General features: G+C 72.1%; 24 protein-coding genes. 11 read left to right on the top strand and 13 right to left on the bottom strand.

Annotation, left to right across the window (positions count from 1 at the left end; all coding sequences use genetic code 11):
* Positions 1-47: 47 nt before the first annotated feature.
* The 10 genes from trxA to ACWEOE_RS19930 form a co-directional block, all read right to left on the bottom strand.
* Positions 48-422 (bottom strand): thioredoxin, encoded by a 375-nt coding sequence (gene trxA, locus ACWEOE_RS19975; RefSeq protein WP_452011080.1) that lies wholly within the window; start codon positions 420-422, stop codon positions 48-50.
* Positions 423-587: 165 nt separating this feature from the next.
* Positions 588-830 carry a DUF2630 family protein gene (locus tag ACWEOE_RS19970; RefSeq protein ID WP_452011077.1) on the bottom strand — a complete coding sequence of 81 codons (243 nt, stop codon included), beginning with the start codon at positions 828-830 and terminating at the stop codon, positions 588-590.
* Positions 831-1,461: 631 nt separating this feature from the next.
* The gene (locus ACWEOE_RS19965) at positions 1,462-2,976 is read right to left on the bottom strand and encodes an alpha/beta hydrolase (RefSeq protein ID WP_452011306.1); all 1,515 of its coding nucleotides are present in this window, start codon (positions 2,974-2,976) and stop codon (positions 1,462-1,464) included.
* Positions 2,977-3,094: 118 nt separating this feature from the next.
* Complete coding sequence (locus ACWEOE_RS19960) at positions 3,095-4,174, bottom strand: ATP-dependent DNA ligase (protein WP_452011075.1); 1,080 nt, start codon at positions 4,172-4,174, stop codon at positions 3,095-3,097.
* A 26-nt stretch (positions 4,175-4,200) separates the two neighbouring features.
* Positions 4,201-4,800, bottom strand: a complete 600-nt coding sequence (locus ACWEOE_RS19955; protein ID WP_452011073.1) for an alkaline shock response membrane anchor protein AmaP — start codon at positions 4,798-4,800, stop codon at positions 4,201-4,203.
* Entirely contained in the window at positions 4,797-5,333 is a 537-nt protein-coding gene (locus ACWEOE_RS19950) for a DUF6286 domain-containing protein (RefSeq protein ID WP_452011071.1), read from the bottom strand. The genes ACWEOE_RS19955 and ACWEOE_RS19950 overlap by 4 nt, the downstream gene beginning before the upstream one ends.
* Entirely contained in the window at positions 5,333-5,704 is a 372-nt protein-coding gene (locus tag ACWEOE_RS19945) for an Asp23/Gls24 family envelope stress response protein (RefSeq protein WP_452011303.1), read from the bottom strand. Before ACWEOE_RS19945 ends, ACWEOE_RS19950 begins: the two co-directional genes overlap by 1 nt.
* Positions 5,705-5,715: 11 nt before the next feature.
* The gene (locus tag ACWEOE_RS19940) at positions 5,716-5,892 is read right to left on the bottom strand and encodes a hypothetical protein (protein WP_220238397.1); all 177 of its coding nucleotides are present in this window, start codon (positions 5,890-5,892) and stop codon (positions 5,716-5,718) included.
* Between the two features lie 31 nt (positions 5,893-5,923).
* Positions 5,924-6,376 (bottom strand): Asp23/Gls24 family envelope stress response protein, encoded by a 453-nt coding sequence (locus ACWEOE_RS19935; protein ID WP_452011069.1) that lies wholly within the window; start codon positions 6,374-6,376, stop codon positions 5,924-5,926.
* A 210-nt stretch (positions 6,377-6,586) separates the two neighbouring features.
* Entirely contained in the window at positions 6,587-7,432 is an 846-nt protein-coding gene (locus tag ACWEOE_RS19930) for an SAM-dependent methyltransferase (RefSeq protein WP_452011066.1), read from the bottom strand.
* A 277-nt stretch (positions 7,433-7,709) separates the two neighbouring features.
* Between ACWEOE_RS19930 and zapE the strand changes: the two genes are divergently transcribed.
* Entirely contained in the window at positions 7,710-8,732 is a 1,023-nt protein-coding gene (zapE, locus tag ACWEOE_RS19925; protein ID WP_452011064.1) for a cell division protein ZapE, read from the top strand.
* Here the strand turns inward: zapE and ACWEOE_RS19920 are convergent.
* Positions 8,695-9,270, bottom strand: a complete 576-nt coding sequence (locus tag ACWEOE_RS19920; protein WP_452011062.1) for a phosphatase PAP2 family protein — start codon at positions 9,268-9,270, stop codon at positions 8,695-8,697. The two genes, zapE and ACWEOE_RS19920, sit on opposite strands and share 38 nt — an antisense overlap.
* 102 nt (positions 9,271-9,372) lie before the next feature.
* Between ACWEOE_RS19920 and ACWEOE_RS19915 the strand changes: the two genes are divergently transcribed.
* Positions 9,373-10,257 (top strand): FAD-dependent oxidoreductase, encoded by an 885-nt coding sequence (locus ACWEOE_RS19915; RefSeq protein ID WP_452011059.1) that lies wholly within the window; start codon positions 9,373-9,375, stop codon positions 10,255-10,257.
* Here the strand turns inward: ACWEOE_RS19915 and ACWEOE_RS19910 are convergent.
* Together ACWEOE_RS19910 and rocD are read right to left on the bottom strand one after the other, a co-directional pair.
* Positions 10,247-11,593, bottom strand: coding sequence for a DUF2252 domain-containing protein (locus ACWEOE_RS19910; protein ID WP_452011056.1), 1,347 nt, complete (start codon positions 11,591-11,593; stop codon positions 10,247-10,249). The two genes, ACWEOE_RS19915 and ACWEOE_RS19910, sit on opposite strands and share 11 nt — an antisense overlap.
* A gap of 39 nt (positions 11,594-11,632) precedes the next feature.
* Entirely contained in the window at positions 11,633-12,868 is a 1,236-nt protein-coding gene (gene rocD / locus ACWEOE_RS19905; protein ID WP_452011054.1) for an ornithine--oxo-acid transaminase, read from the bottom strand.
* Positions 12,869-13,021: 153 nt separating this feature from the next.
* On the opposite strand from rocD, the gene ACWEOE_RS19900 reads away from it, so the two are divergent.
* The 9 genes from ACWEOE_RS19900 to ACWEOE_RS19860 all read left to right on the top strand — a co-directional run bounded on the left by ACWEOE_RS19900 (position 13,022) and on the right by ACWEOE_RS19860 (position 24,002).
* Positions 13,022-13,327 (top strand): ArsR/SmtB family transcription factor, encoded by a 306-nt coding sequence (locus tag ACWEOE_RS19900; protein WP_452011052.1) that lies wholly within the window; start codon positions 13,022-13,024, stop codon positions 13,325-13,327.
* Positions 13,324-13,791: an SRPBCC family protein gene (locus ACWEOE_RS19895; RefSeq protein ID WP_452011049.1), complete on the top strand. Its 468-nt coding sequence runs from the start codon at positions 13,324-13,326 to the stop codon at positions 13,789-13,791. The genes ACWEOE_RS19900 and ACWEOE_RS19895 overlap by 4 nt, the downstream gene beginning before the upstream one ends.
* A 15-nt stretch (positions 13,792-13,806) precedes the next feature.
* Positions 13,807-14,658 carry a PPK2 family polyphosphate kinase gene (locus ACWEOE_RS19890; protein ID WP_452011048.1) on the top strand — a complete coding sequence of 284 codons (852 nt, stop codon included), beginning with the start codon at positions 13,807-13,809 and terminating at the stop codon, positions 14,656-14,658.
* Positions 14,659-14,678: 20 nt separating this feature from the next.
* Positions 14,679-16,790 (top strand): prolyl oligopeptidase family serine peptidase, encoded by a 2,112-nt coding sequence (locus ACWEOE_RS19885; protein WP_452011046.1) that lies wholly within the window; start codon positions 14,679-14,681, stop codon positions 16,788-16,790.
* Positions 16,787-17,740 carry an LLM class F420-dependent oxidoreductase gene (locus ACWEOE_RS19880; protein WP_452011044.1) on the top strand — a complete coding sequence of 318 codons (954 nt, stop codon included), beginning with the start codon at positions 16,787-16,789 and terminating at the stop codon, positions 17,738-17,740. The genes ACWEOE_RS19885 and ACWEOE_RS19880 overlap by 4 nt, the downstream gene beginning before the upstream one ends.
* Before the next feature lie 433 nt (positions 17,741-18,173).
* The gene (locus tag ACWEOE_RS19875; RefSeq protein WP_452011042.1) at positions 18,174-19,610 is read left to right on the top strand and encodes a pyridoxal phosphate-dependent decarboxylase family protein; all 1,437 of its coding nucleotides are present in this window, start codon (positions 18,174-18,176) and stop codon (positions 19,608-19,610) included.
* Positions 19,607-20,902: a lysine N(6)-hydroxylase/L-ornithine N(5)-oxygenase family protein gene (locus ACWEOE_RS19870; protein WP_452011039.1), complete on the top strand. Its 1,296-nt coding sequence runs from the start codon at positions 19,607-19,609 to the stop codon at positions 20,900-20,902. Before ACWEOE_RS19875 ends, ACWEOE_RS19870 begins: the two co-directional genes overlap by 4 nt.
* Complete coding sequence (locus tag ACWEOE_RS19865; protein ID WP_452011037.1) at positions 20,899-22,692, top strand: IucA/IucC family protein; 1,794 nt, start codon at positions 20,899-20,901, stop codon at positions 22,690-22,692. The genes ACWEOE_RS19870 and ACWEOE_RS19865 overlap by 4 nt, the downstream gene beginning before the upstream one ends.
* Positions 22,689-24,002 carry a glutamine synthetase gene (locus tag ACWEOE_RS19860; protein WP_452011301.1) on the top strand — a complete coding sequence of 438 codons (1,314 nt, stop codon included), beginning with the start codon at positions 22,689-22,691 and terminating at the stop codon, positions 24,000-24,002. Before ACWEOE_RS19865 ends, ACWEOE_RS19860 begins: the two co-directional genes overlap by 4 nt.
* The last annotated feature ends 67 nt before the right edge of the window (positions 24,003-24,069 follow it).

The following is a 24,069-nucleotide window of genomic DNA, read 5'->3' as shown; positions in this document are numbered from 1 at the left end:
GGGTCTTCGGCGTTCCCGGTCACGTGCGCCTGTGGTGCGCGGTGCGGTCAGGCCTGCGCCTGAGTGGCCTGCTCGGCCGCGGCCTTCTTCACCTCGTCCATGTCGACCTCACGGGCCTGGCGGATGAGGTCTTCCAGAGCGGCCTCGGGCAGGGCGCCCGGCTGCGCGTAGATCAGCGTCTTGTCGCGGATCACGGCCAGCGTCGGGATCGAGCGGATGTCGAAGGCAGCGGCGAGCTGCTGCTCGGCCTCCGTGTCGACCTTGGCGAAGACGATGTCGGAGTGCTTCTCCGAGGACTTGTCGTACACCGGCGCGAACTGGCGACACGGGCCGCACCAGCTCGCCCAGAAGTCGATGAGGACGAAGTCGTTGTCGGTGACGGTCTGGTCGAAGTTGGCGGTGGTCAGCTCAACGGTGCTCATGACACGGTCAACGGAGGGCGCGGGTTGGGAATTCCCCGGGTGCCTCGGGGGAGTGGCGCCGGTCGCACCGCGCCTCGTCGAGCTCGGCCCGGGCTTGCGCGTCGGCGTTGTCGAGCTCGGGCCCCGGGGTGCGCGTCGGCGTTCCCGGGGCCGTCCGCGGCTCGCCTACTGGCGGTAGCCCTCGACCTCGCCGACGCTGCGGACCTTCGCGTCGTCCGGGTTCTCGTGGAACTCCGTGCGGGCGCGGCGCTGGCGGAGCAGGTCCCAGCACTGGTCGAGCTCCTGCTCGACCTTGGTCAGCTTGGCCTGGTCATCGCCGGACAGGCCGGTCCCGACCGACCGCGACCGCAGCTGGTGCTCTTCCGCGATCAGGTCGTCGATGCGGCCCAGGATCTCGCCGTCTGCCATGGGTGTTCTCCTCGGGGTTGGATAGCGGTTGATGACGCTACATGAGGTGTCGAGGTTGGGGGTGCCTCGCGGGCGGCTCGTCGCGCCTGGGGCGCGACGTTGCGCCCGGCTGAGCGGGGTGGGCACCCCGATTTTTCGATTGTGTCGGGATAAGAATCGGGGCCGGCCGGGGGAAGGGTGCGGGGAGGGGTGGTTCTGAGGTGAGCTGGTTCGCCGCGTGGCAGTTCATAGGTGGGAAAGGGCGCTTGCGCGCCTGAGGTGCGGGCGTGCGATGTGGAGCTGGGCGGCGGCTCTTGAAGAGGCACCGCTGGGAGCAGGTGATGCGCAGTCCGTTGTTGCCCGAGCCTCGCCGCGACACAGACCCTCGCCGCGACACAGACCCTCGCCGCGACACAGAGCCCCGCCCTCCCGAGGGGGGCGTCCCCAAGCCCATTCTACCGGCCCCCACCGACAAAAACGCTGGTGAGAGGCGGTGCGGCCCCAGTTGTCCACAGCCGAACGGGTGGCTTCGACAACCGCAACCGGCGCGCTGCACCGGCAGAGCGTCAGGTCCGAAAGAACCTCGCCGTCGACCGGAAAAGACTGCGCGGCGGTGGGAAAGCGCGCCCAAGGTCCGTGCCAAGGCAGCGACCTAAGCCGGGCAGAGTGTCCCATCCGAAGGCACCTTGCCATCGATCAAGAACGCCTGCGCGGCGGCAGTGGCGCAGGGCGAGAGACCGATCGCACCGTGGCCGGAGCCCTGCCAGGTGATCGTCACGGCGCTGGGCATCTGGTCGGCGGCGCGGGTGGTGCCGATTTCCGGCGTGACGGGGTCGGCGGCGGTGGCGGCCACCAGGATGGGCGGGGCGCCCGGCGCGCCGGCCGCGGGGAGGGGCTCGCGGCGGACGGGCCAGGCGCCGCACCAGGCGAGTTCCTGGGCGATGGCGGAGCCGAACTGGGGGTACTTCGCGCGCATGCCCTGGTCGACCTTGTCGATCTGGTCGGCGGGGAGGCGGGTGGCGGCGTCGTTGCAGCGGGTGGCCATGGTGCCGCCGATGCGGGACGTGCGGCCTTGGGCGTCGACGATGACCGGGTCGGCGAAGGACTCCAGCGCTGTCACGTTGCCGGCGCGGGCGGCGGCCAGCGCGGAAGCAAGGTCGGGCCAGCGGGTGCGGTCGGCGAGGCCCAGGTACACCGCATAAGTCGCGATGCCGGGGGTCACGGTGACGCCGTCGGGGGTGGTTTCCGGAGCCGTGCGAAGGCGGTCGGTCACCTGCTTCAGCGCCGCCTTCGGGTCGCCCAGCGAGCAGCCGCGCGCGGCGCAGTCGGCGGCGAAGGCGTCGAAGGTGGCCTGCGCGCCGGCGGCGACGGCGTCGAGGACGGCGGCGCGGTCCTCGCCGGGGTCGGGCAGGCCGTCGAGGACCATGCGCCCGACCTGGCCGGGATAGCGGACGGCGTACTCCGACAGCACCTTCGAGCCGTCGCCGCGGCCGAGGGCGTTCAGCCTCGGGATGCCGAGCTGGGTGCGGAGTTCTTCGAGGTCACCGGCGGTGCGCCAGCTGTCGAGGGCCGTCTGGGCCGTGTCGAGGTCGATGGCGCACTGCTGGCCGGCCCGCCGGGCTGCGTCGAGGACGTCCGACAGATCGCCCTGGGCCGGGTCGGCGCTCAAGAGCGCGTCGCGCGCTTCGGGGGGCACGCACTGCACGCCGCCCGAAAGGCCCGTGCCGCGGCGGTCGACGCCGATCAGGGAGAACTTCTGCAGGAACGCGGGCGGCAGCTGGGCCGCCAGGCGCGCGGCGAAGACGGAGCCGGGTTCGCCGCCGATGTCGTTCACGACCACCAGGGGGATCGGGCCGTCGCCGGCCTTCAGCACGAGGATGCGCGCCAGCAGGTGCTGCGTGTCGTCCGGGGCGTCGAGCGGGCTGGTGAAGCGGGCGCACGTGAAGTGCAGCGAATCGGGCACGGACGGCGAGCCCATGCGCTGGCGGGTGTCGTCGTTGCAGTCGGTCCAGCGCAGGCCGGCCGACTGCGGCTGCGTGAGCGGCGGCAGCGGCACGGGCGCGGCACTCGAGGGCGGCGCGTGCGTGGCCGGGCCGTCGTTGTCGACCACGGCCGGGCGCACCGAAGGGCCGGTGGTGCAGCCGGCGACGGCCAGCACCCCGAGCATCGCCGCCAGAACACGCAGACGGGGACGGCTGGCGGAACGGCGGCGCACGGGCTGGTCCTCACGTGATGTCTCGAAACTACAGTCCGTCGAGCTTGGCACGCCGGATGTGGGACGGCAGTTAGCGGGTCCGCACGACCTCGCCGCGGAACGCCGCCGCCAGGTCGTAGCGCGCGGGTTCCTCCAGCTGCGCGTAGCCGCACGAAGCCGGCTCACGGTCCGGTCGCCAGCGCTTGAACTGCGCGGTGTGGCGGAACCGCGCGGGCTCGCCGCCCTCGGTGTGCTCGTAACCGACCTCGACCACGCGCTCGAGCCGCAAGGGCACCCACGGCTGCTCGGTCGAGCGCCAGCGCGTGATGCCGCCGGGGATCCGCTGGCCTTCGCGCACGGCGTCGCCCAGCCACGGGTGCCCCTCGCCGTCGGTGATCAGCGGTGCGAGCTCCTCGGCCAGCTCGCGGCGCCGCTTCACGGGGAACGACCCGACCACCCCGACGTGGTGCAGCAGCTCCTCGGCGTCGTACAGCCCGAGCAGGAACGAGCCGACGGCCTCGCCCGGCTCGCCGTCGACGTGCCAGCGCAGGCCGGCCAGCACGCAGTCGGCGGTCCGCGAGTGCTTGTACTTGAACAACACGCGCTTGCCCGGCGAGTACGGCTCGTCGAGCGGCTTGCCGATCACCCCGTCGAGCCCGGCACCCTCGAACAGCTCGAACCAGTGCCGCGCGGTGTCCGGGTCGGTGGTGGCGGGCGTGAGGTGCACGCCGTCGCCCGCGATGTCTTCGAGCCGGGCGCGCCGGGCCGACGTCGGTTCGTCCACGAAGGACTCGCCGCCCAGCGCGAGCACGTCGAACGCCACGAACTCCGCGGGCGTCTCCCTCGCCAGCAGCTGCACGCGGGAGTCGGCGGGGTGGATGCGCTCGGTCAGCGCGTCGAAATCGAGCTTGCCGCCGCGGCCCACCACGAGCTCGCCGTCGAGCACGACCTGCTCCGGCAGCGTGGCCAGCAGCCGCTCGACGACCTCGGGGAAGTAGCGGTTGAGCGGCTTTTCGGCGCGCGACTGGAGGACGATCTCGTCGCCGTCGCGGAAGACCAGGCAGCGGAAGCCGTCCCACTTGGGCTCGAAGAGCAGTCCGCCGGAGTCGGGGATCGCCTTCGCCGGCTTGGCGAGCATGGGCTTGATCGGTGCCTGCACGGGAAGGGCCATGCCCGCATTCTGGGCGAAACGCGCGGTCAGCGCACGCGTGCCGGGCCCGTCGTGTCGAGTTCGAGCCGGACGGCCGTCGGCAGTGAGTCCAGCCCGAGCGCTTCGCGGGCGCGCGTGAGCACGAACTCGTCGAGGTCGGTCCACACGCGCCGCACGTCGGTGCCTTCGGCGAGCCACAGTGTCACGCGTAGTGCCGGCGCCGCAGCCGTGCCCGCGGCGCGCGCCCTCGCCCGCGCGACGCCGGCGATGGCCTCGGCGTCGGTCTGCACCGCGCCCGCGAGCGCGCCGGCGGTGACCGTGAGCTCGGCGCCGGGGGTGTCGTCGAGTGCCAGGTCGGGACGGCGTTCGGGACGCAGCGAGCGGAAGAACCACCACAGGCCCAGCACGAACAGCAGCACCCCGAGCACGACGGCGCCGAGCCGCGCGTAGAGCTGGTTTCCGGCCAGCCAGCTCACGGCGATCGGGTCGAGCAGCGGCCGCTGCGCGCGGAACGTGCCGAGCCACCCCAGCCCGACCACCAGCGCGGCCGCGCCCGCGAGCGCGGCGACGAGGCCGAGCAGGAACGTCAGCGTGCGTTCGGCGCGGTGGGAACGGGCCAGCGCACGGCTTGCGGTGCTACGGCTCATCGGCGGTCCTTCGGTGAATCGACGACCACGCTGACCTTCGGCCGGCGCTCGAGCGGGACGTCGTCCAGCACTGTCGCGACGGTCTCCAGCAGCCGCGGCCGCAGCTGTTCCTCGTTCTCCAGCCGGCTGGTCGCGCGCACGCGCACCTTGCGGGCACTCGCGCTCACGCTCGCGCCGGTCACGTTGGCCTGCGCGCGCACGGCGAGGCCCACCAGCCGCGCCAGCGCCCGCGGCGACGTGCTCACGCAGATCCCGTCGGCCGGGTCGGCCATCCGCACGGCCCGGTTGCCGGCCGCGAGTGCGAACACCAGGAACAGCAGCCCGGCCACGAGCAGGATCACGGCCGTGACCCGCACGGGCGTGGCGGTCCAGGAAAGCCCGGCGAGGTCTTCACGCCAGCGTTCCCACGGCACGATCAGCGGCGCGCTGCCCGGCCGCCACCACCGCCACCCGACCTCGATCGCCAGCAGGGCCCCGCCGACCGCGACGGCCAGACCGAGCACAGTGGACAGAAGCCGCACGAGGAACCGCATCAGCGCACCCGCGGGCGGACGTCGGGCAGCAGCGCCGAAACCGTGACCGCGATCGAGCGCACGCGGTACGCCGTGATCCGCTCGACCTCCTCGGTCACCTTCGCGCGCACGTCACCCGTCACGGCTCGCACCCGAGCCGGGTAGCGCAGGGCGAGGTCCAGCGCCAGGTCCACGTCGTTGTCCTCGCCCCCGACCTCCGCGCTCGCGCCGGACGGCCCGCGCGTGAGGCCGGTGCGGCGCTCGGTCCGCACGGTGCCGGGCACCTGGTCGGCCGCGTGCTGGGCGACCTTGCGCACCACGGCGTGGGCGATGCTGAGGCTGCCGCGCTCCTCGGGTTCGGCCAGGTCACCACGCGGCAGGTCGACCTGCAGGGCCCGCCCGGTCACTTGTCGCGGCCCCGGCCGAACAGGTCGCCGAGGTCGAGCTCGCCGTCGACCACGCGGCCGATGACGAGCCCCACGACCCCCACGGCGAACGTCACCAGGAACGCGGTGAACCCCTGGGTCGCGGCGAGGCCGAGAATCAGCCCGGCGAGGATCCCGGTCTGTGTTGCGTTCAACGTTTCCTCCTGCTGCTCGGTGCCGGCTCGGTCATTCGACGCGCGAGGACTCGGGCGCGTCCTCTTCGTCGGGCAGGTGCACGTCGTTGACCGCGATGTTCACCTCGATCACCTCGAGCGCCGTGATCTGCTCCACGGCCTCGATCACGTTGCGCCGCACCGCGCGTGACACCTCGACGATCCGCGCGCCGTACTCCACGACCAGATCGAGGTCGATCGCCGTCTGCTTCTCGCCCACCTCCACGGCGACGCCCGCCGTCGAGGTCGTGCCGGACCCCGGGATGCGCTCCTTGAGCGCCCCGAACGCCCGCGACACCCCGCCCCCGAGCGCGTGCACGCCGGCGATCTCGCGCGCCGCGAGGCCGGCCACCTTCTGCACCACCAGCGACGAGATCGTGGTCCGCCCCGCGGCCCCCTCCTCGTTGAGCGGTGTGGTGATCGCGGTTCCCGGCACCTCGGTCCGTCGGGGGCTCGGTTGCACCATGAAGTTCGCTCCTCGCGCTCGATTCGCTGTCGATGGGGACGGCGCCGCTGGTGTCGGCGCCGGAAGCTTGCCCACTCCTACGATGTCCGAACCCGGAAAAAGCTCACGGCGGGTCACTCGAATGGGTGATCACCGGCGGATTTGGGGCGCGACGAAAACGACCGTGGCCGAAGTGCGGCCACGGTCGGGTACAGCGGATTCCGGAGCGGTTCAGACCTTGCGAGCCACTCCGCCCGCGATGATCTGCTGCGCGATCGTCGGCTTCGTGTACCGCGGGCCGTCCGGCCACCAGCTCGCCACCGGCACCACGTCGGCCTCGCCGGTGGCGCTCGACGGGATGATCTCCAGCCCGTGGAACAGCTCGCGGATCTCGTCCTGCGTGCGGGCCGTGATGTCGCGCATCGAGCCGCGTCGGATGACCTCGAGGGTGTTGCGCAGGGTCTCGTCGTACTCGGAACCGTCGGCGGGATCGAGCACGTGGCTGATCACCACGAACGAGCCCGGCGGCAGGCGGTCGATGAACTGCTTGGTGACCTCGGCGGGCCGGCCGCGGTCGCCCTTGTGGTGGTGCAGCGCGGCGACGAACAGCAGCGCGATCGGCTGGGTCCAGTCGAGCGTCTCGCGCACATCGGGGTTGTCGAGGATGCTGTCGGGCTCGAAGATGTCGGCCTGCACGAACTTCGTGTTGCCGTTCTCCTCCAGCAGCGCGCGCCCGTGGGCGGCCACCACCGGGTCATAGTCGACGTACACGACCTTCGCCTCGGGGTGGATGCGCTGCACGACCTGGTGCACGTTCTCGGCCGTCGGCAGGCCCGAGCCGCAGTCGAGGAACTGGCGGACCTCGGTGTTGCTTGCGAGGAAGCGGCACACGCGGGTCAGGAAGTTGCGGTTTTCCCAGGCGACGTCGGGAACCTCGGGCATCGCCGCGATGATCCGCTCGGCCTCGTGGCGGTCGACGTCGAAGTTGTCCTTGCCGCCCAGCAGGTAGTCGTACACCCGGGCGACGAACGCTCGTGTCGGGTCCACTCCCACGGGGGTGTTGTCCGAGTCGAGCACCACACGAACCTCCCGGGGCAAAGACGCTGTGACCGACGCGGCACCGAGGGTAGCCCCACCACGTCGAGGGCCGGAAGCGGCCCGCGAGGGGTTGCTCCGCTCGGCCGGTCCGCGCTGGTGCTTCGGCGGGGCGGCTCATCGACGTCGACCGGTGATGGTGGCCACACGCCGCGCCCACCGCCAACCCGGCACGGGCACCGACCCCGCCCCGACCGGGGAATTTGCAACCCCGACGCCCGGTCGGGCCGCGCGCCGGGCCTCGTTAGGCTCTGCAACCATGCCCGTAGCTGCCCTGACGGACCGGTTTCCCGAGCTCGGGGCCGACGAACTGATCTCCTCGCTGGTGCCGCCGCCGCGGTTCGGCGAGGCCCGGTTCTCCACCTACCTGCCGAACCCCGACGAGCCCAGCCAGGCCGAGGCCGTGCGGTCGTGTTCGGCGTTCGCGGCGCGGATCGGCGACCGGCCGGCGAAGAAGTCGCGGCTCAAGTCGCTGTTCGGCGGGGGAGAGGGCGCCCCGGCCGGGCCGATGGGGCTGTACCTCGACGGCGGGTTCGGCGTGGGCAAGACCCACCTGCTCGCGTCCACTTGGCACGACGCGCCTTCGCCCAAGGCGTACGGGACTTTCGTGGAGCTGACCCAGCTCGCGGGCGCGCTCGGGTTCGCCGAGGCCGTGCGGCGCCTGTCGCAGCACCGGCTGCTCGCCATCGACGAGTTCGAGCTCGACGACCCCGGCGACACCACCCTCGTGAGCCGCCTGCTGCAGGAGCTCACCGACGCGGGGGTGTACATCGCCGCCACGTCCAACACACTGCCCGACAAGCTAGGCGAGGGCCGCTTCGCCGCCGAGGACTTCCTGCGCGAGATCCAGGCGTTGTCCCGCCGCTTCGAAGTGGTGCGAGTCGACGGCGCGGATTACCGCCACCGCGGCCTGCCCGACGCGCCGCCGCCGGCGGGCGACGACGAGCTCGACGCGTCGGCGGCCGCGCACGAGGGGTCCACTGTGGACGAATTCGACGCGCTCGTGGCGCACCTCGCGAAACTGCACCCGTCGCGCTACGGCAAGCTGCTCGACGGCGTGCGGCGCGTGCACCTCAGGCACGTGACGCCGGCGCCGGACCAGAACGTGGGGCTGCGGCTCGTGGCGTTCGCCGACCGGCTCTACGACCGCGCGATCCCCGTGGTGGTGTCCGGTGTGCCGCTGCCGGAGCTGTTCACCGAGGAAATGGTGAACGGCGGCTACCGCAAGAAGTACCTGCGCGCGGTCAGCCGGCTGACGGCGCTGGCACGCGACGCGGTGTGACGGCCCGCAGCCCGGTCACCACGGCGGTGGCGAAGAACGTGCCGCCGGCGATGTCGGTGAGGTAGTGGTAGCCGAGGCCGATCATGCCGATCGCCGCGCAGCACAGCAGAACCACGCCGACCACGGCGACGAGGACCTTGCGGCTCGCCAGCGCAACGACGACCGCGAGCACCGTCACCAGGCTCACCGTGTGGCCGCTGGGGTACACGAGGATGCGCTCTTTCCAGCGGTCGAACAGCGGTTTGAGCACCCACGTGTTCAGCACGACGGCGAGCACCGGGCCCATCACGGCCAGCGCCGCGTCGGGCCAGCGCCGCCGGTACGCGCAGATCCCCGCGATGACCGCGATGGCCGGCACGAGCACGTACGGCTCGGTGGGCAGCACGAGCACGTCGAGCAGACCGCGGCCGAGGCCGGCGATCACGTTCGCGGCCCACGCGTCGAGCGCGCCGGGTGAGTGGCCGCCCGCGTAGACCAGTCCCAGCGCGACGGTCGCCACCACGCACAGCACGGCGACGAGCGCCAAGATCCGGTTCACCGTCGTTTTCCTCCCCGCCGCCGAGCCTACGCGGATGGCGGGTGGCGCGGTCGGCCCCGCGTCGGCGACGATCACGGCGGGAGCACGAGCGGAGGGAGCGGCATGCGGATCACGGTGGCCGGCGGCGGTGTCGTCGGGCTGAGCTGCGCGTACCGGCTGGCCGAGGCCGGCCACAGCGTCACCCTCGTCACGGCGGGCAAGCCGGCGGAGACGACGTCGGCCGTGGCCGGGGGCCTCATCTATCCGCCGGTGGTGCGGCCGGACGAACACGTGGTGCGCTGGACCGAGACCACCGTCGGCGTGTACCGCTCGCTGCTCGCCGCGCCCGGCATCCGGTTCCTGCCGGGCTGGATCCGGGTGCCCGCAGGGGAACCCGGCCCGCCCTGGCTCGCGGCGATGACCGACGTTTCGCGCGAAGGCTCGGTGCTGTCGTTCACCACGGCGCTGGTGGACACCCCGGTGTACCTCACGTGGCTGGCCGAGCAGGTCGCCGCACTGGGCGTGCGCACCGAGTACCGCACGGTCACCTCGCTCGCCGACCTCGACGCCGACGTCGTCGTGAACGCCACCGGCCTCGCCGGCGGCACCCTCGCGGGCGACGACACGCTCGTGCCGGTCCGTGGCCAGGTCGTGCACCTCGCCGACCCGGGCCTCACGTCGTGGTCCGTGGAGGAAGCCGACGGCGAATTGACGTACGTCATCCCCCACGGCCGCCACGTCGTGTGCGGCGGCACCGAGGAGATCGGCCGGGGCGACCTCGACCCGGACCCGGCCGTGGCCGCCGCCATCGTGCGCCGCTGCCGCGCACTCGAACCACGCCTGGCCGACGCCACCGTGCTCGGCACCCGCGTCGGCCTGCGTCCCGGCCGGCCCTCCGTTCGCCTGGAACGCGTCGGCGCCGTGGTGCACTGCTACGGCCACGGCGGTGCGGGGATCACGTTGGCGTGGGGGTGTGCCGACGACGTGGCTGAGCTGGTCAGCTCGTGAACTCCGCGTGGTCGGCTTCGGTCTGGTCGGCGTAGCGGACCGCGTACGCGCCGATCGCCTCGTCGAGGTGCTCGTCGTCGGCGAAGTAGCCGGCGAGCAGTTGCGGGTGCAGTGAGCGCGTGTGGGCGCGGGCGAGCAGCGCGCCGGCGAGGCGGCCGTAGTCGTCGAGGTGGTTCTTGCGCAGGGCGGCGGGGTCGATGGCGCCCTTGAGATTGCGGAACTGGCGGACGACGAAGGGGAAACCGTCGATCGTCGTCCAGCCGAGGAGGATGTCGGTTTCCGCCTGTACGAGCCGCGCGCCGTGCACGACGCGGCGGCCTTCGTGCTCAGCCGCGGGTGCGTCGAGGTACGGGGCCAGCGCCGAAGGTTGCGCTTGTTTCACCTGCAGCACCAGGTCTTCGTCCTCGTTGCCGTGCAGCAGCACGACGTAGCTGCGCAGCCCGACGCTGCCCGTGCCGACCACGCGGAACGCGACGTCGGCCACCCGGTAGCGCCCCACCAGGGTGCGTCGCGACTCGCGCAGGGTGTCCACATAGGACGCCAGTCCCTCGACGACCGATGCGGCGGTGGCGTCGGTGACGTGCGTGAGCACCGGCGGGTCCTCGACAAAGCGGTGGCGCGCCAGGCCGGTCTCGTGGTCGTCGACGTGGCGGGTCCACTTCGCCACGACCTTGGCGCTGTCGTTGCGCCGCGCCTTTTCCTCGGCCTCGGCGAAGTCGTCGATCAGCTCGTCGGCGCGGGCACGCGACACGGCCGAGGAGTCGGGCAACGCGTTCCACGACCGCAGGAACGGCAGGGCCGCCAGGGAACGGATCGTGCGCCGGTAGGACTTCACCGCGTCCTCGGCCGCATCGCGACAACCGTCCTCGCCGATGCCACCCTCGCGCCCGGCGAGCACGAGGCTCGCCGAAAGCCGTTTGAGGTCCCATTCCCAGGGCCCGGGCACGGTTTCGTCGAAGTCGTTGACGTCCATCACGATCCGGCCCTCGGGGGTGCCGTAGAGCCCGAAGTTGGCCGCGTGCGCGTCGCCGCAGAGCTGCGCGGTGAGGCCTGAGGACGGTGTGTCGGCGAGGTCCGCGGCCATCAGGCCCGCGGCGCCGCGGAAGAAGGTGAACGGGGAGCTCGCCATCCGCTCCCGCCGCAGCTCGATCAGCTGGGGCAGCCTGTTCGTGTTGCTCGCGGTGAAGTACTCGTGCACGCCCGGCCTTCGCCTGCCCGCCGCTTCGTGGTCGTGCGCCTCGACGGGCGCGCGCTCACGCAGTCGCTTGCCCCGCGCGTACAGCTGCGCGGGGTCGACGTCGTCCGTGCCGACCAGCGGCCGTTCCACCCAGTCCATACCGGACTCAACGAGCGAACCGGGCGAAACGCTCCCGGCCTACGCTTGCACCACCTTCGCGATCGCGTCGATCCCCCGATCCAGCTCCGCCCTCGTGATCACCAACGGAGGCGCGATCCGCAACGTGTGATCGTGCGTCTCCTTGCACAACACCCCCATCCCCGCCAGCGCCTCGGACGCCGCGCGCCCCGAAGGCCCGCCAGCGGCAATGTCCACCCCGGCCCACAACCCGCGCCCACGAACCGCCGACAAGCCGTGCCCGACCAGCGCGGCCAGCCGTTCGTGCAGATGCGCACCCAACTCCGCCGACCGCTGCTGGAACTCCCCGGTCTGCAGCAGCCGCACCACCGCGCGGCCGACGGCGCACGCCACGGGGTTGCCGCCGAAGGTCGAGCCGTGCTCGCCGGGCCGCAGGACGCCCAGGACGGCGCGGCTGCCGACCACGGCGGACACCGGCAGGATGCCGCCGCCGAGGGCCTTGCCGAGGGTGTAGACGTCGGCGCGCACGCCTTCGTGGTCGAGGGCCAGCACGGTGCCCGTGCGGGCGAGGCCCGACTGGATCTCGTCGGCGATGAGGAGCACGCCGGTTTCGTCGCAGGCGCGGCGGACGTCGGCGAAGTAGCCCGCCGGCGGCACGATCACGCCGGCCTCGCCCTGCACCGGCTCGAGCAGCACCGCCGCGGTCCGCGGGGTGATCGCGGCGCGCAGGGCGGCCGCGTCGCCGTAGGGCACGGTGACGAACCCCGGCGTGAAGGGCCCGAAGCCCGCGCGGGCGGTGTCGTCGGTGGAGAACGACACGATGGTGGTGGTGCGGCCGTGGAAGTTGGAGCCGGCGACCACGATCTCGGCCGTGCCGTCGGGCACGCCCTTCACCTGGTGGGCCCACTTGCGCGCCACCTTCACCGCCGATTCCACGGCCTCGGCGCCGGAGTTCATCGGCAGCACCATCTCGGTGCCGGTCAGCTCCGCGAGCTCGCGGCAGAACAGTCCGAGCTGATCGTGGTGGAACGCGCGCGAGGTCAGCGTGACCTTCCCCAGCTGCTCCACGGCCGCGGCGATCAGCGCGGGGTGGCGGTGGCCGAAGTTCAGCGCGGAGTACCCGGAGAGGAAGTCGAGGTAGGACTTGCCCTCCACGTCGGTCACCGTGGCGCCCTCGGCTTCCGCGATCACGACGGGCAGCGGGTGGTAGTTGTGCGTGCTCCACCGCTCGTCGAGCTCGATGAAGCTGTCGGTGGAGGCAGGGCTGGCGGTCTCCCGACCGGCGAGCGTCGTCATGCGTTCAGGCTAGATCCAACGCGCGGGGACTTCAGCCGGGAAACGTTGCTTTCACCCGTCGTTCGTTGCGCAGTCGGACGGTTGAACCGGTGATTCGCTGCGCGCGGCCCCGCAACCTTGACGGGCGACTCCGTAAGCCGTAACTTACCGTTCGTGGGGACTTACGGAAGCGATCAGCTCTCCGCTCTCGCGGACCCCTCCCGCCGGGCCATCTTCGAGGCTCTCCGGGACGGGCCGCGGGCGGTCGGGGAGCTCGCCGCGGCCCTGCCCATCAGCCGGCCCGCCGTGTCGCAGCACCTGAAGGTCCTGAAAGAAGCCGAGTTGGTCGTCGACGAGGCCGTGGGGACCAAACGGCTGTACCGGCTGCGTCCCGAGGGGATCGCGGCGATGCGCGCCTACCTGGACGCCATGTGGTCGGACGCGTTGAGCTCGTTCAAATCGAAAGCGGAGGAACCATGACACTCGAACCGATTCGCAAGACGATCACCGTCGCGTGTTCGCGGGAGCACGCGTTCAAGGTCTACACCGAGGGTTTCGACAGCTGGTGGCCGCGCGAGCACCACCTGGGCGAGGCAGCGCTCGCCGAGGCCGTCCTCGAGCCCAAACCCGGCGGGCGGTGGTACGAGCGGCTCACCGACGGCAGGGAGTGCGACTGGGGGGGCGTGCTCGTGTGGGAGCCACCCGGCCGAGTGGTTCTGTCGTGGCACATCGACGGGGACTGGAAGATCGATCCGGACCCGGCGCACGCCAGTGAGATCGAGGTGGTTTTCACCGAGGAAGGGCCGGGGACCACGCTGGTCGCCATCGAGCACCGGGCTTTCGAGCGCCACGGCGAGACCGCGCGGAAGGTGCACGACGGCGTGGACACCGAGGGTGGCTGGACCGGGCTGCTGAAGATCTTCGCCGCGAAGGCGGCTTCCTGAGGTTATCGTCGCCGGATGGCGAAAAAGGACAACGGGACCCGGGTCCGCGACGCGCTCCGTGCCACGGCGGAGCTGCCGGACCCGGGGTCCTCACCGGTCGGGCCGGGCAAGAAGGACAAGGGCGAGAAGAAGCTCGCCACGGCCGGTGAGCGGCTCGACGCGCTGCAGGAGGCCCTTTACGCCGAGGGCACCAGCGGAGGCGGCCGCAGCGTGTTGCTCGTGCTGCAGGGCATGGACACCTCCGGCAAGGGCGGCACCGTCCGGCACGTGCTGGGGCTGGTGAACCCGATGGGCGTGCGCTACAAGGGTTTCAAGGTCCCCACGCCGGCCGAGCGCCGCCACGACTTCCTGTGGCGCGTGCGCAAGGAGCTGCCCGCCTCGGGGCAGATCGGGGTGTTCGACCGGTCGCACTACGAGGACGTGCTCGTGCCCCAGGTGTCCGGCCTGCTCACCGCGGCGGAGCGGCGCCGGCGGATCACACAGATCAACGCGTTCGAGAAGGAAGTCACGGCGGCCGGCACCACGATGGTCAAGGTCTTCCTGCACATCTCGCCCGAAGAGCAGCGGCGCCGCCTCGTCGCGCGGCTGGAGCGGCCGGAGAAGATCTGGAAGTTCGCCCCGTCCGACGTCGAGGCCCGCGCGCACTGGAAGGCCTACGCCCAGGCCTACGACGAGGTGCTCGCGCGCACGTCCACCGAGCACGCGCCGTGGTACGTGGTGCCCGCCGACCGCAAGTGGTACCGCAACTGGGCCGTCGCCGAGCTGCTGATCGAGACGCTCACGGAAATGGCGCCCAGGTTCCCCGAGCCGCACTTCGACGTCGCCGAGCAGCTGGCGAAGCTGAAGGGCGATGGCGGACAGGCCTGATCGTCTGGAAGAGTGCGGGAGTGACCGACTCTGCTCTCGACGACGTTCCGTTCCTGCGCCGCCAGGCCCGCACCCAGCGCTTCACCCTCGGCGCCCCCAAGCAGTTCCGCGTGGCCCCCGACGGTTCGCGCGTGCTGTTCCTGCGCAGCGAGACGGGCACGGACCCGCGCCACAGCCTGTGGTCGCTCGACCTCGCGAGCGGTGCAGAGGCCAAACTCGTGGACGCCGCCGAACTGCTTCCCGGCGAAGAGGACCTGCCGCCGGAGGAGCGGGCGCGGCGCGAGCGCGCGCGGGAGACCGGTGGCGGCGTGGTGGCCTACGGCGTGGACGACGCGTTCACCGTGGTCACCTTCACGCTGTCCGGGAAGCTCTACACGCTCGACCTGGCCACGGGCGCCACCGCGGTGCTGGTCGACGGCTCCGTCGTCGATCCCCGCCCCAACCCGACCGGCACGCACGTGGCCTACGTCCGCGACCGCCGGCTGCGCGTGATCGAGCTCGCCACGGGCACCGACCGGGCACTCGTGGAGGAAGCCGGCGACGACATCGCGTGGGGCCTCGCCGAGTTCATCGCCGCCGAGGAGATGGACCGCAACCGCGGCTACTGGTGGGCGCCGGACGGGCGGAGCCTGATCGTCGAGCGCTCCGACCGCGGCCCCGTGCCGCGCTGGACCATCGGTGACCCGGCGAACCCGGACCACCCGGCGAACGTCGTGGCCTACCCGTCGGCGGGCTCGCCCAACGCCGTCGTGTCGCTCTCCGTGCTGGGCCTCGACGGCAGCCGCGTCGACGTCGAGCGCGGCGACTGGGAGTACCTGACCACGGTGCACTGGTCGGCCGGTGGCGCGCCGCTGCTCGCGGTGCAGCCGCGGGACCAGAAGCGCCTCACCGTGCTGGCCCTCGACCCGGCCGACGGTTCCGTGTCGGAGCTCCACACCGAAACCGACGAGCACTGGGTCGACATCGTGCAGGGCGTGCCCGCCTGGACCCCCGACGGCCGCCTCGTCACCACCAGCGCCGCCGACGGGGACCACCGCCTCGTGGTCGCGGGGGAGCCCGTCACCCCGCCCGGCCTGCAGCTGCGCGCCGTGCTCGATGCCGGCGACGAGGTGCTCTTCACCGCCTCCGAGGCCGACTCCACCCAGATCCACGTCTACCGCACCGCACCCGGCGGCGTGCAACGACTGTCCACTGACGACGGCGTGCACGGCGGCTCGGGCAGCGCCGCGCTGACGGTCCTCACCGAATGGAGCCTCGCCCACAGCGGCCCGGTGGTCACGGTCCTGCGCGACGGCGAGCGGATCGCGGACATCACGTCGTCCACTGTGGACCCCGAGATCGAGCCCAACCTCACCCTGCTCACGCTGGGGGAGCGCGGTCTGCGCGCCGCCCTCGTGCTGCCCCGCGGCTACGAACCGGCCGAGGGCAAGCTCCCCGTGCTCCTCGATCCGTACGGCGGCCCGCACGCCCAGCGCGTGCTCCAGAGCCGAAACGCCTTCCTGACCCCGCAATGGCTGGCCGACCAGGGCTTCGCCGTGCTGGTCACCGACGGCCGGGGCTCACCCGGCCGCGGCCCGGCCTGGGAACGCGAGATCGCGGGCAACCTGGCCGACGTCACCCTCGCCGACCAGGTCGACGCCCTCCACGCCGCCGCGGCCGAGCACCCCGAACTCGACCTCGAACGCGTCGCCATCCGCGGCTGGTCCTACGGCGGCTACCTCTCGGCGCTCGCGGTGATTCGCCGCCCCGACGTCTTCCACGCCGCCGTCGCCGGCGCCCCGGTGACCGATTGGGCCCTGTACGACACCCACTACACCGAGCGCTACCTCGGCACCCCGCAGGACGCCCCCGAGGTCTACGAGCACAACTCCCTGATCGCCGACGCCGGCGAGCTGTCTGGCGCCCTGCTCATCGTCCACGGCCTCGCCGACGACAACGTGTTCCCCGCCCACTCCCTGCGCCTTTCCGGTGCTCTGCTGGCCAAGGGTCGCCCCCACGTCTTCCTGCCGCTGGCCGGCGCCACCCACATGACCCCGCAGGCCGAGGAAGTCGCCGAGAACCTCATGCGCACCCAGGTCGACTGGATCCTGCGCGAACTCGCCTCCGTCACCGTCGACAAGGAGAACGCATGACCCGCTGGGGCCTCACCATCCCGCTCACCGGCGTCCCGCTCACCGCGCACCGCGCGCTGGTCGAGCAGCTGCCCGACCTCGGCTACACCGACGCCTGGACGGCCGAAACCGCCGGCACGGATGCCTTTGCGCCGCTGGTGCTGGCCAGCCAGTGGGCGCCGCAGCTGCGTCTGGGCACCGCGATCGTCCCGGTGTACACCCGCGGGCCCGGCCTGCTGGCCATGAGTGCCTCCACCCTCGCCGAACTGGCCCCGGGCCGCTTCGTCCTCGGCATCGGCGCCTCCTCCCCGGTCATCGTGGAGAACTGGAACGGCGGCACGTTCGACGAACCCTTCGCCCGGACCCGCGACACCCTTCACTTCCTCCGGGCGGCGTTGGCCGGCGAAAAGGTCTCGGGGAAATACGACACCTTCTCCGTCAACAAATTCCGCTTGGAACGCTCCCCGGATCCCGCCCCGAGCATCATGCTCGCCGCCCTCCGCCCCGGCATGCTCCGGCTGGCCGCCGAGGAATCCGACGGCGCGATCACCAACTGGCTCGCCGCCACCGACGTCCCGAAGATCCGCAGCACCATCGGCCCCGACGTCGAACTCGCCGCCCGCATCTTCGTCTGTCCCACCGAAGACAAGGAAGCGGCCCGGGCCCTGGGCCGCATGATGATCTCCAGCTACCTCACCGTCCCCGTCTACGCCAAATTCCACGACTGGCTGGGCCGCAAGGAAATCCTCGCGCCCATGCACCAGGCCTGGGCCGCCGGCGACCGCAAACGGGCCAACACCCTCATCCCCGACGAAGTCGTCGACGCCCTCATCATCCACGGCACCGTCGAATCCTGCCGCGACCAGGTACAGTCCTATGTGGACAACGGTCTCACGACCCCCATCATCGCCCTGCTTCCCACCGGCAATGACCCCTTCGACCTGGTGAAGGGTTTGGCGCCAAAACGCTGACCCGCCGGGTGCAGCCACCGGCCGGTGCAGCGCGCCGGTTGCGGTTGTCGATGCCACCCGTTCGGCTGTGGACAACGGGGGCCGCACCGCCTCTCACGAGCGTTTTTGTCGGTGGGGCCGATAGAATGGGCTTGGGGACGCCCCCCTCGGGAGGGCCTCGGGAGGTCGGGGGTCTGTGTCGCGGTGGGGTCTGTGTCCCGGCGGGCCAGGGCAACAACGGACTGCACATCACCTGCGCACCAGCGGTGCCGTTTCAAGGACTGCCGCCCAGCTCTCCATCGCACCCGCCACCACGCCGCAGAAAAAACACGAACGGCCGACGCACTCCACCCCTTCCACCAGCATCCTGAAACAGAGGCCCCCCACCCCTCTCCCTCTAGGTGTCCGTACAGTTGCGTAGGGTAGGCAAGGTTACCCTAAGAAAGGCGACTCCGTGGACGAATCAACCTGGCTAGCCGGCGGCATCGACGGCACCGACCACCTAGCCAAGCTGATCCCAGCAACCCTCCGCGGCCTCGACTCCGGCACCACCGAACGCAACGGCCCCATCCCCTCCGGTGGCCCCGCCTCAGTAGCCGCCACCCTCGCCACCACCGGCACCACCCCACGCCTCCCCAAAACCGGCATGGGCGCCGAACAAGCCCTCGAGCACTACTCGGCACTCCTGGCAGCAGGCTCCGCCGACCCATCCCACCCCCTCTGCGCCGCCCACCTCCACTGCCCGCCTCTGGCCGTCTCCATCGCCGCCGACATAGCCGCCTCGGCCATGAACCCCTCCATGGACTCCTGGGACCAAGCCCCCATGGCGAGCGAACTCGAGGCCGAATTCCTCGCCGGCATCGCGAACCTCTGCTACCCCACAGCACCCCATCCCGACGCCGTGGTCACCTCAGGCGGCACCGAATCCAATCTCCTGGGCCTCCTCCTGGCGAGAGAAACCACCGGCACCATCCGCCCCGTCTGCGGCACCAACTCCCACCACAGCGTCTCCCGCGCCGCCTGGCTCCTCGGTCTCCCGGCTCCGATCGTTGTCCCGTGCCACAACGACCGCCTCATTCCCGAAGCCCTGGCAGAAACCCTCAAACCCCTGGGCGCCGAAGCAGTGGTAGTGGCCACCGCCGGCACCACCAACACCGGCCGCATCGACCCCCTGCAACAGATCGCCGACATCTGCCACCTCTCCGGCGCCCGCCTCCACGTCGACGCGGCCTACGGCGGCCTCACCCTCTTCAGCGAAACCCTCGCCCCCAAACTCGAAGGAATCGACCGAGCCGACTCGATCGCCCTCGACATGCACAAGTTCGGCTGGCAACCCGTCGCCGCCGGCCTCTTCGCCGCGCGCGACGCCGCCGACCTCTCGGCCCTCACCGTCCGCGCGGAGTACCTCAACGCCGACGACGACACCGAAGCCGGCCTGCCCGACCTCCTCGGCCGCTCGATCCGCACGTCGCGCCGCCCCGACGCCTTCCGCATGGCCGTGACCGTGCGCGCGCTCGGCACCGACGGCCTCGGCGCCCTCGTGGAACGCTGCTGCACCACCGCGACCGAGGTCAACGAGCTGGTCGAACGCCACCCGGCCCTGCAGTCGTGGGGCACGCCCGAGCTGTCCACCGTCGTCTTCCGCCCGCGCGGCGCCGACGACGAGGTGGTGGCCCGCGTCCGCCGTACGTTGCTGGAAGCCGGCACCGCCGTGATCGGCCGCGGCCTGATGCCGACCGGCCCCGACGGTGCGCCGCAGCTGTGGCTCAAGCTCACGCTGCTGCACCCGCACACCACGGCCGCGGACTACGTCGCGCTGCTCGACCAGGTCGCCGCGACGGCCGAAACCGAGCGAGCCAACCCGGCACCGGCCGCCCCGGTCGCGTCGTGAGGCGGTTCGACCTCGCGGGGGTGGGGATCGGTCCGTTCAACCTGTCGCTCGCCGCGCTGGCCGACCCGCTCGAGGGCCTCGACGTGGTGCTCTTCGACGCCCGCCCGGAGTTCCGCTGGCACCCCGGCCTGCTGGTCGAAGGCGCGACGCTGCAAGTACCGTTCCTGGCCGACCTCGTGTCGCTCGTCGACCCCACCAGCACGCACTCGTTCCTCAACTACCTGCGCGAATGCGGCCGGCTGCTGCCGTTCTACTTCGCCGAGCGCTTCCACCTGCCGCGCGCCGAGTACGACGACTACGGCCGCTGGGCCGCCGCGCGCCTGCCCGCGTGCCGCTTCGGCCACGAGGTCACGGGCCTGCGCTGGGACGAGGACCAGGAGGCCTTCGAGCTGACGGTCACGGGCACCGAGGCGGTGCTCGCGGCGTCCGTGGTGCTGGGGGTCGGCACGCGGCCGAGCGTGCCGGAACCGTTGCGGGACCTCGTCGCCGCGCCGGACGTGCTCGCGCTGCACTCGGCCGATTACCTCACCCACCGCGCCGACCTGCTGGCCGCCGACACGGTGACCGTGGTCGGCTCGGGGCAGTCGGGGGCCGAGGTGTTCCTCGACCTGCTGCGGTCGCGCTCCACTGTGGACGGTCTGCGCTGGCTCGCGCGCACGCCCGCGTTCGCGCCGATGGAGTACTCGAAACTCGGCCTGGAGCAGTTCACCCCGGACTACACGGCCTACTTCCACGCGCTGCCCGAAGCCGTGCGCGATCGGCTGCTGCCCGCGCAGTGGCAGCTGTACAAGGGGATCGACACCGAGACCATCGCCGCGATCCACGACGAGCTCTACCGCCGCAGCATCGGTGGCCGCTGGCCCGGCGCGGCGCTCACCCCCGGTGTCGAGGTCGTCTCCGCGACGGCCCGCGACGGCGGGATCGAACTCGGCCTGCGCCACGCCGAGCAGGGCCGCACCGCCACGCACCGCACGGCGGCCGTCGTCGCCGCGACCGGGTACGCCGAGACGCCCACGGATGCGTTGCTGCGCAACATTTCCGCGCAGCGCGACGCCCGGGGCCGGCTCGTCGTCGGCGCGGACAACCGGCTCGCACTGCACCCCGAAGTGACCGGTTCGGTGTTCGTGCAGAACGCCGAGCGCCACACCCACGGCCCCGGCGCCCCCGACCTCGGCCTCGGCGCCTGGCGCGCCGCGGTCATCCTCAACGCCGTGTGCGGCAAGCCGGTCTACGACCTGCCCGAACGCACCGCTTTCACCACGTTCGGCCTATCCGAGACGGAGGACCAGTGACCCTGACCGACGCCGCCGCCTGGCGGGCCGCGGGCTCGCTCGTGACGCACAAGGTACTCGGCGAGCTGTCCTACGAGGCGATGCTGCGGCCGCGGCCGGGCGAAGCCACCCGCGACGGCCACCGCACCTGGCACCTCGACCTGCCCGGCGGGGTCACCTACCGGTTCGAAGCGCGCCGCGGTGCGTTCGAGTCGTGGACGGTTCTCCCCGGCAGCGCGGTCCGCCGCGCCGCCGGCACCGAAACCCCCGCCGACGACCCGCGCACCCTCGTCGTCGACGCGCGGGAAACGCTGGGGCTCACCGGGTTGCGGCTGGCCGACGTGCTCGCCGAGCTCACCGCCACGGTCACCAACGAGGCCGCGCGCCTGCGCCGCGCCCCGAGTGCCGCCGAACTGTCCACGATGGACTACAATCTCGCCGACGGGCACCTCACCGGCCACCCTCGGCTGGTGCTGAACAAGGGCCGCGTCGGGTTTTCGGCCCCCGACCGCGCCCGTTACGCCCCCGAGGCGGGCGAGGACGTGCGCCTGCGCTGGTACGCCGTGCACCGTGACCTCGCACAGTTCCGTTCGGTGGCGGGCCTCGACGCCACCGGGCTCCTGCGCGGCGAACTCGACGACGACCAGCGTGAAACCTTCACCGCACGCGTGGCCGAAACCGGCGATCCGGCCGACTACGTGTGGGTGCCCGTGCACCCGTGGCAGGCCGACGAGATCCTCGGCACGCTGTACTCGGCCGAGCTGGCCACCGGCCTGATGATCGAGCTGGGGTGCAGCGCCGACGTCTACCGTCCACACCAGACGGTGCGCACGCTGGCCAACCGCAGCCGCCCCGACCGCCACGACGTGAAGACGGCCGTGTCCGTGCGCAACACACTCGTCTACCGCGGCCTGAACTCCGCCGCGACGCTGGCGGGACCGTCGGTCACCGAGTGGCTGCGCCGGGTCGACGCCGCCGACCCGCTGCTGTCGGAGAAGTACCGGTTCGCGCTGCTCGGCGAGGTCGCGAGCGTTTCGGTGCGCCACCCGTTGTTCGGCGCGCTCGAAGAACTGCCCTACCGCTTCCACGAAACGCTCGGCGCGCTCTGGCGCGAACCCCTCGTCGCGACGCTGGCCGAGGGGGAGCACGCGATCTCGTTCGCCGCCCTGCCCTACCGCGACACCGCGGGGGAAGCCGTGCTCACACGGCTCATCACGCAGTCCGGCGACAGCCCGCAGACCTGGCTGTCCAAGCTGTTCGACCTCCTGCTCACCCCGCTGCTGCACTGGCTGCTGCGCTACGGCGTCGGCTTCTGCCCCCACGGCCAGAACCTCGTCCTCGTCGTCGACGCCGGCAGCCGGCCGCTGCGGGTGGCCATCAAGGACTTCGCGCAGGGCGTGGACCTGATGGACGAGGACCTGCCGTGTTACGCCGACCTCCCGCCCGAGGCCGACGCCGACATGCTGCGCTGGCCCGCGCACCTGCTCGCGCAGTCGCTGTTCAGCTCGGTGTTCTCGGGCCAGCTGCGGTTCTGGGCCGAGGTGCTGCTCGACGACACCGGCCTCGCCCGCGGCGACTTCTGGGCGCTGGTGCGCGAGGTCGTCGGGCGTTATCGCGACGAGAACTCCGACGTGGCCGAGCGGTTCGACGCGTGCCGGCTGTTCGCGCCCGACGTGGAGCGCGTCACGCTCAACCGCGAGCACTTCGCCGGGCAGGGGTTCGACAAGGTCGAGCGCGACGACGAATTCGACGTGCGCTGGGGCCGGGTCCCGAACCCGTTGCACGCACCCGATCCGGACGGCGCGTGGTGACGCCCTTCGTCCGTCCCGTCGGCGCGCGTTCGTTGGCGGTACGCGCGGAAGCGGGCTCGGCGGCGGCGGACGTGCTGCGGCACGTGCTCACCGAGGACGGCACACGGCTGGTGCTGCTCGTGCCCGATCCGCACGCACGGTTCGCCACGGTGGAGCTGGAAGCGCCGTTCGCCGCGTCGGTGCTCGACGACGGCTACGGCGTGTGCAGCTACGTCTTCGCCTGGACACCGGAGCGGGAACCGTTGCCGGACACCGGTTCCCTGAGCGCCTACCTCGGCGTTTTCGGCGACCTGCGCATGCGCGTGGACGCCGCGACGGCCGTGCCGCTCGGCGACCGCACGTGGGCCGTGGTGTGCGATGCCGAACTGCCCTCGGGTGCGCCGGCGGGGCTCGCGCCGCGCACGGTCCTGCGCACGCAGCTGGCGGCGCTCGAGGAGTTCGGGCTCGTGCCGTCGGTCGGGATCGAGCACGAGGTCGTCTTCCGCGACGACACCGGTACGCCGCTGACCGGCCACGGCGTCGACTACGCGGTGGGCGGCACCGAACGGCTGGCCCCCTTGCTGGCCGACCTGCGCTCGGCCGCGTCCGTCCTCGGCGTGGAGTCCGCGCGCGCCGAATGCCATCCGGGGCAGTACGAAGTGGTGCTGCGCCACCGCGACGCGCTCACCGCGTGCGACGACGCCCTGCTGCTGCAGCTGCTCACCCGCCGAGTCGCCGCGAGCCACGGTGCCCGTGCCGACTACCTCGCGGCGCCCGAACCGGGCCAGGGCAACTCGTGCCACGTCCACCTGTCACTGTCCACTCAGGACGGTCCCGCGGGTTTCCCGTTCGGCCTCGGCGCGTTCCTGGCCGGGGTGCTGCGCGACGCTCGGGCGCTGACGGCTGTGTGGGCGCCGACGTGGAACAGCTACGTCCGCCTCCGGACTGCCGCCTTCTCCCCGCGCGTGCTGAAGTGGGGTGCCGACGACCGCACGGCCGCCGTGCGGCTCTGCGGTACCTCGGCGTCGTCACGGCTGGAGTTCCGCTTCGCGGGCGCCGACGCCCAGCCGCACCTCGTCGTGGCCGCGCTGGTCGCGGCCGGCTGCGCGGGCGTGGCCGACGCCCTCACCCCACCCGATCCGGGCACGGTCGTGGGCGAGCTCGCGTCGACGCCGTGGGAAGCGCTGGCGGAGCTGGAAAAAGGTCGCCTGGGCGAGCTGCTGGGTGAGGAAGTCTCCACCCAGCAGCTCGCGTTGCTGAACCAGGAACTGGGTGCGGGGCTCGACGCCGTCACCGATTTCCAACGCCGGCGCGGAGCCCTGCGGTCCTGACCCGGTCCACCACCAGTGCCGCGGTGCGGCCCCGACCACCGCACCGCGGCCACCCGGTGCGGGTCCG

Source organism: Amycolatopsis sp. NPDC004368 (assembly GCF_053602515.1).
Note: the sequence above shows the minus strand (reverse complement) of the source record. Positions and strands in the feature narration are given on the sequence as shown.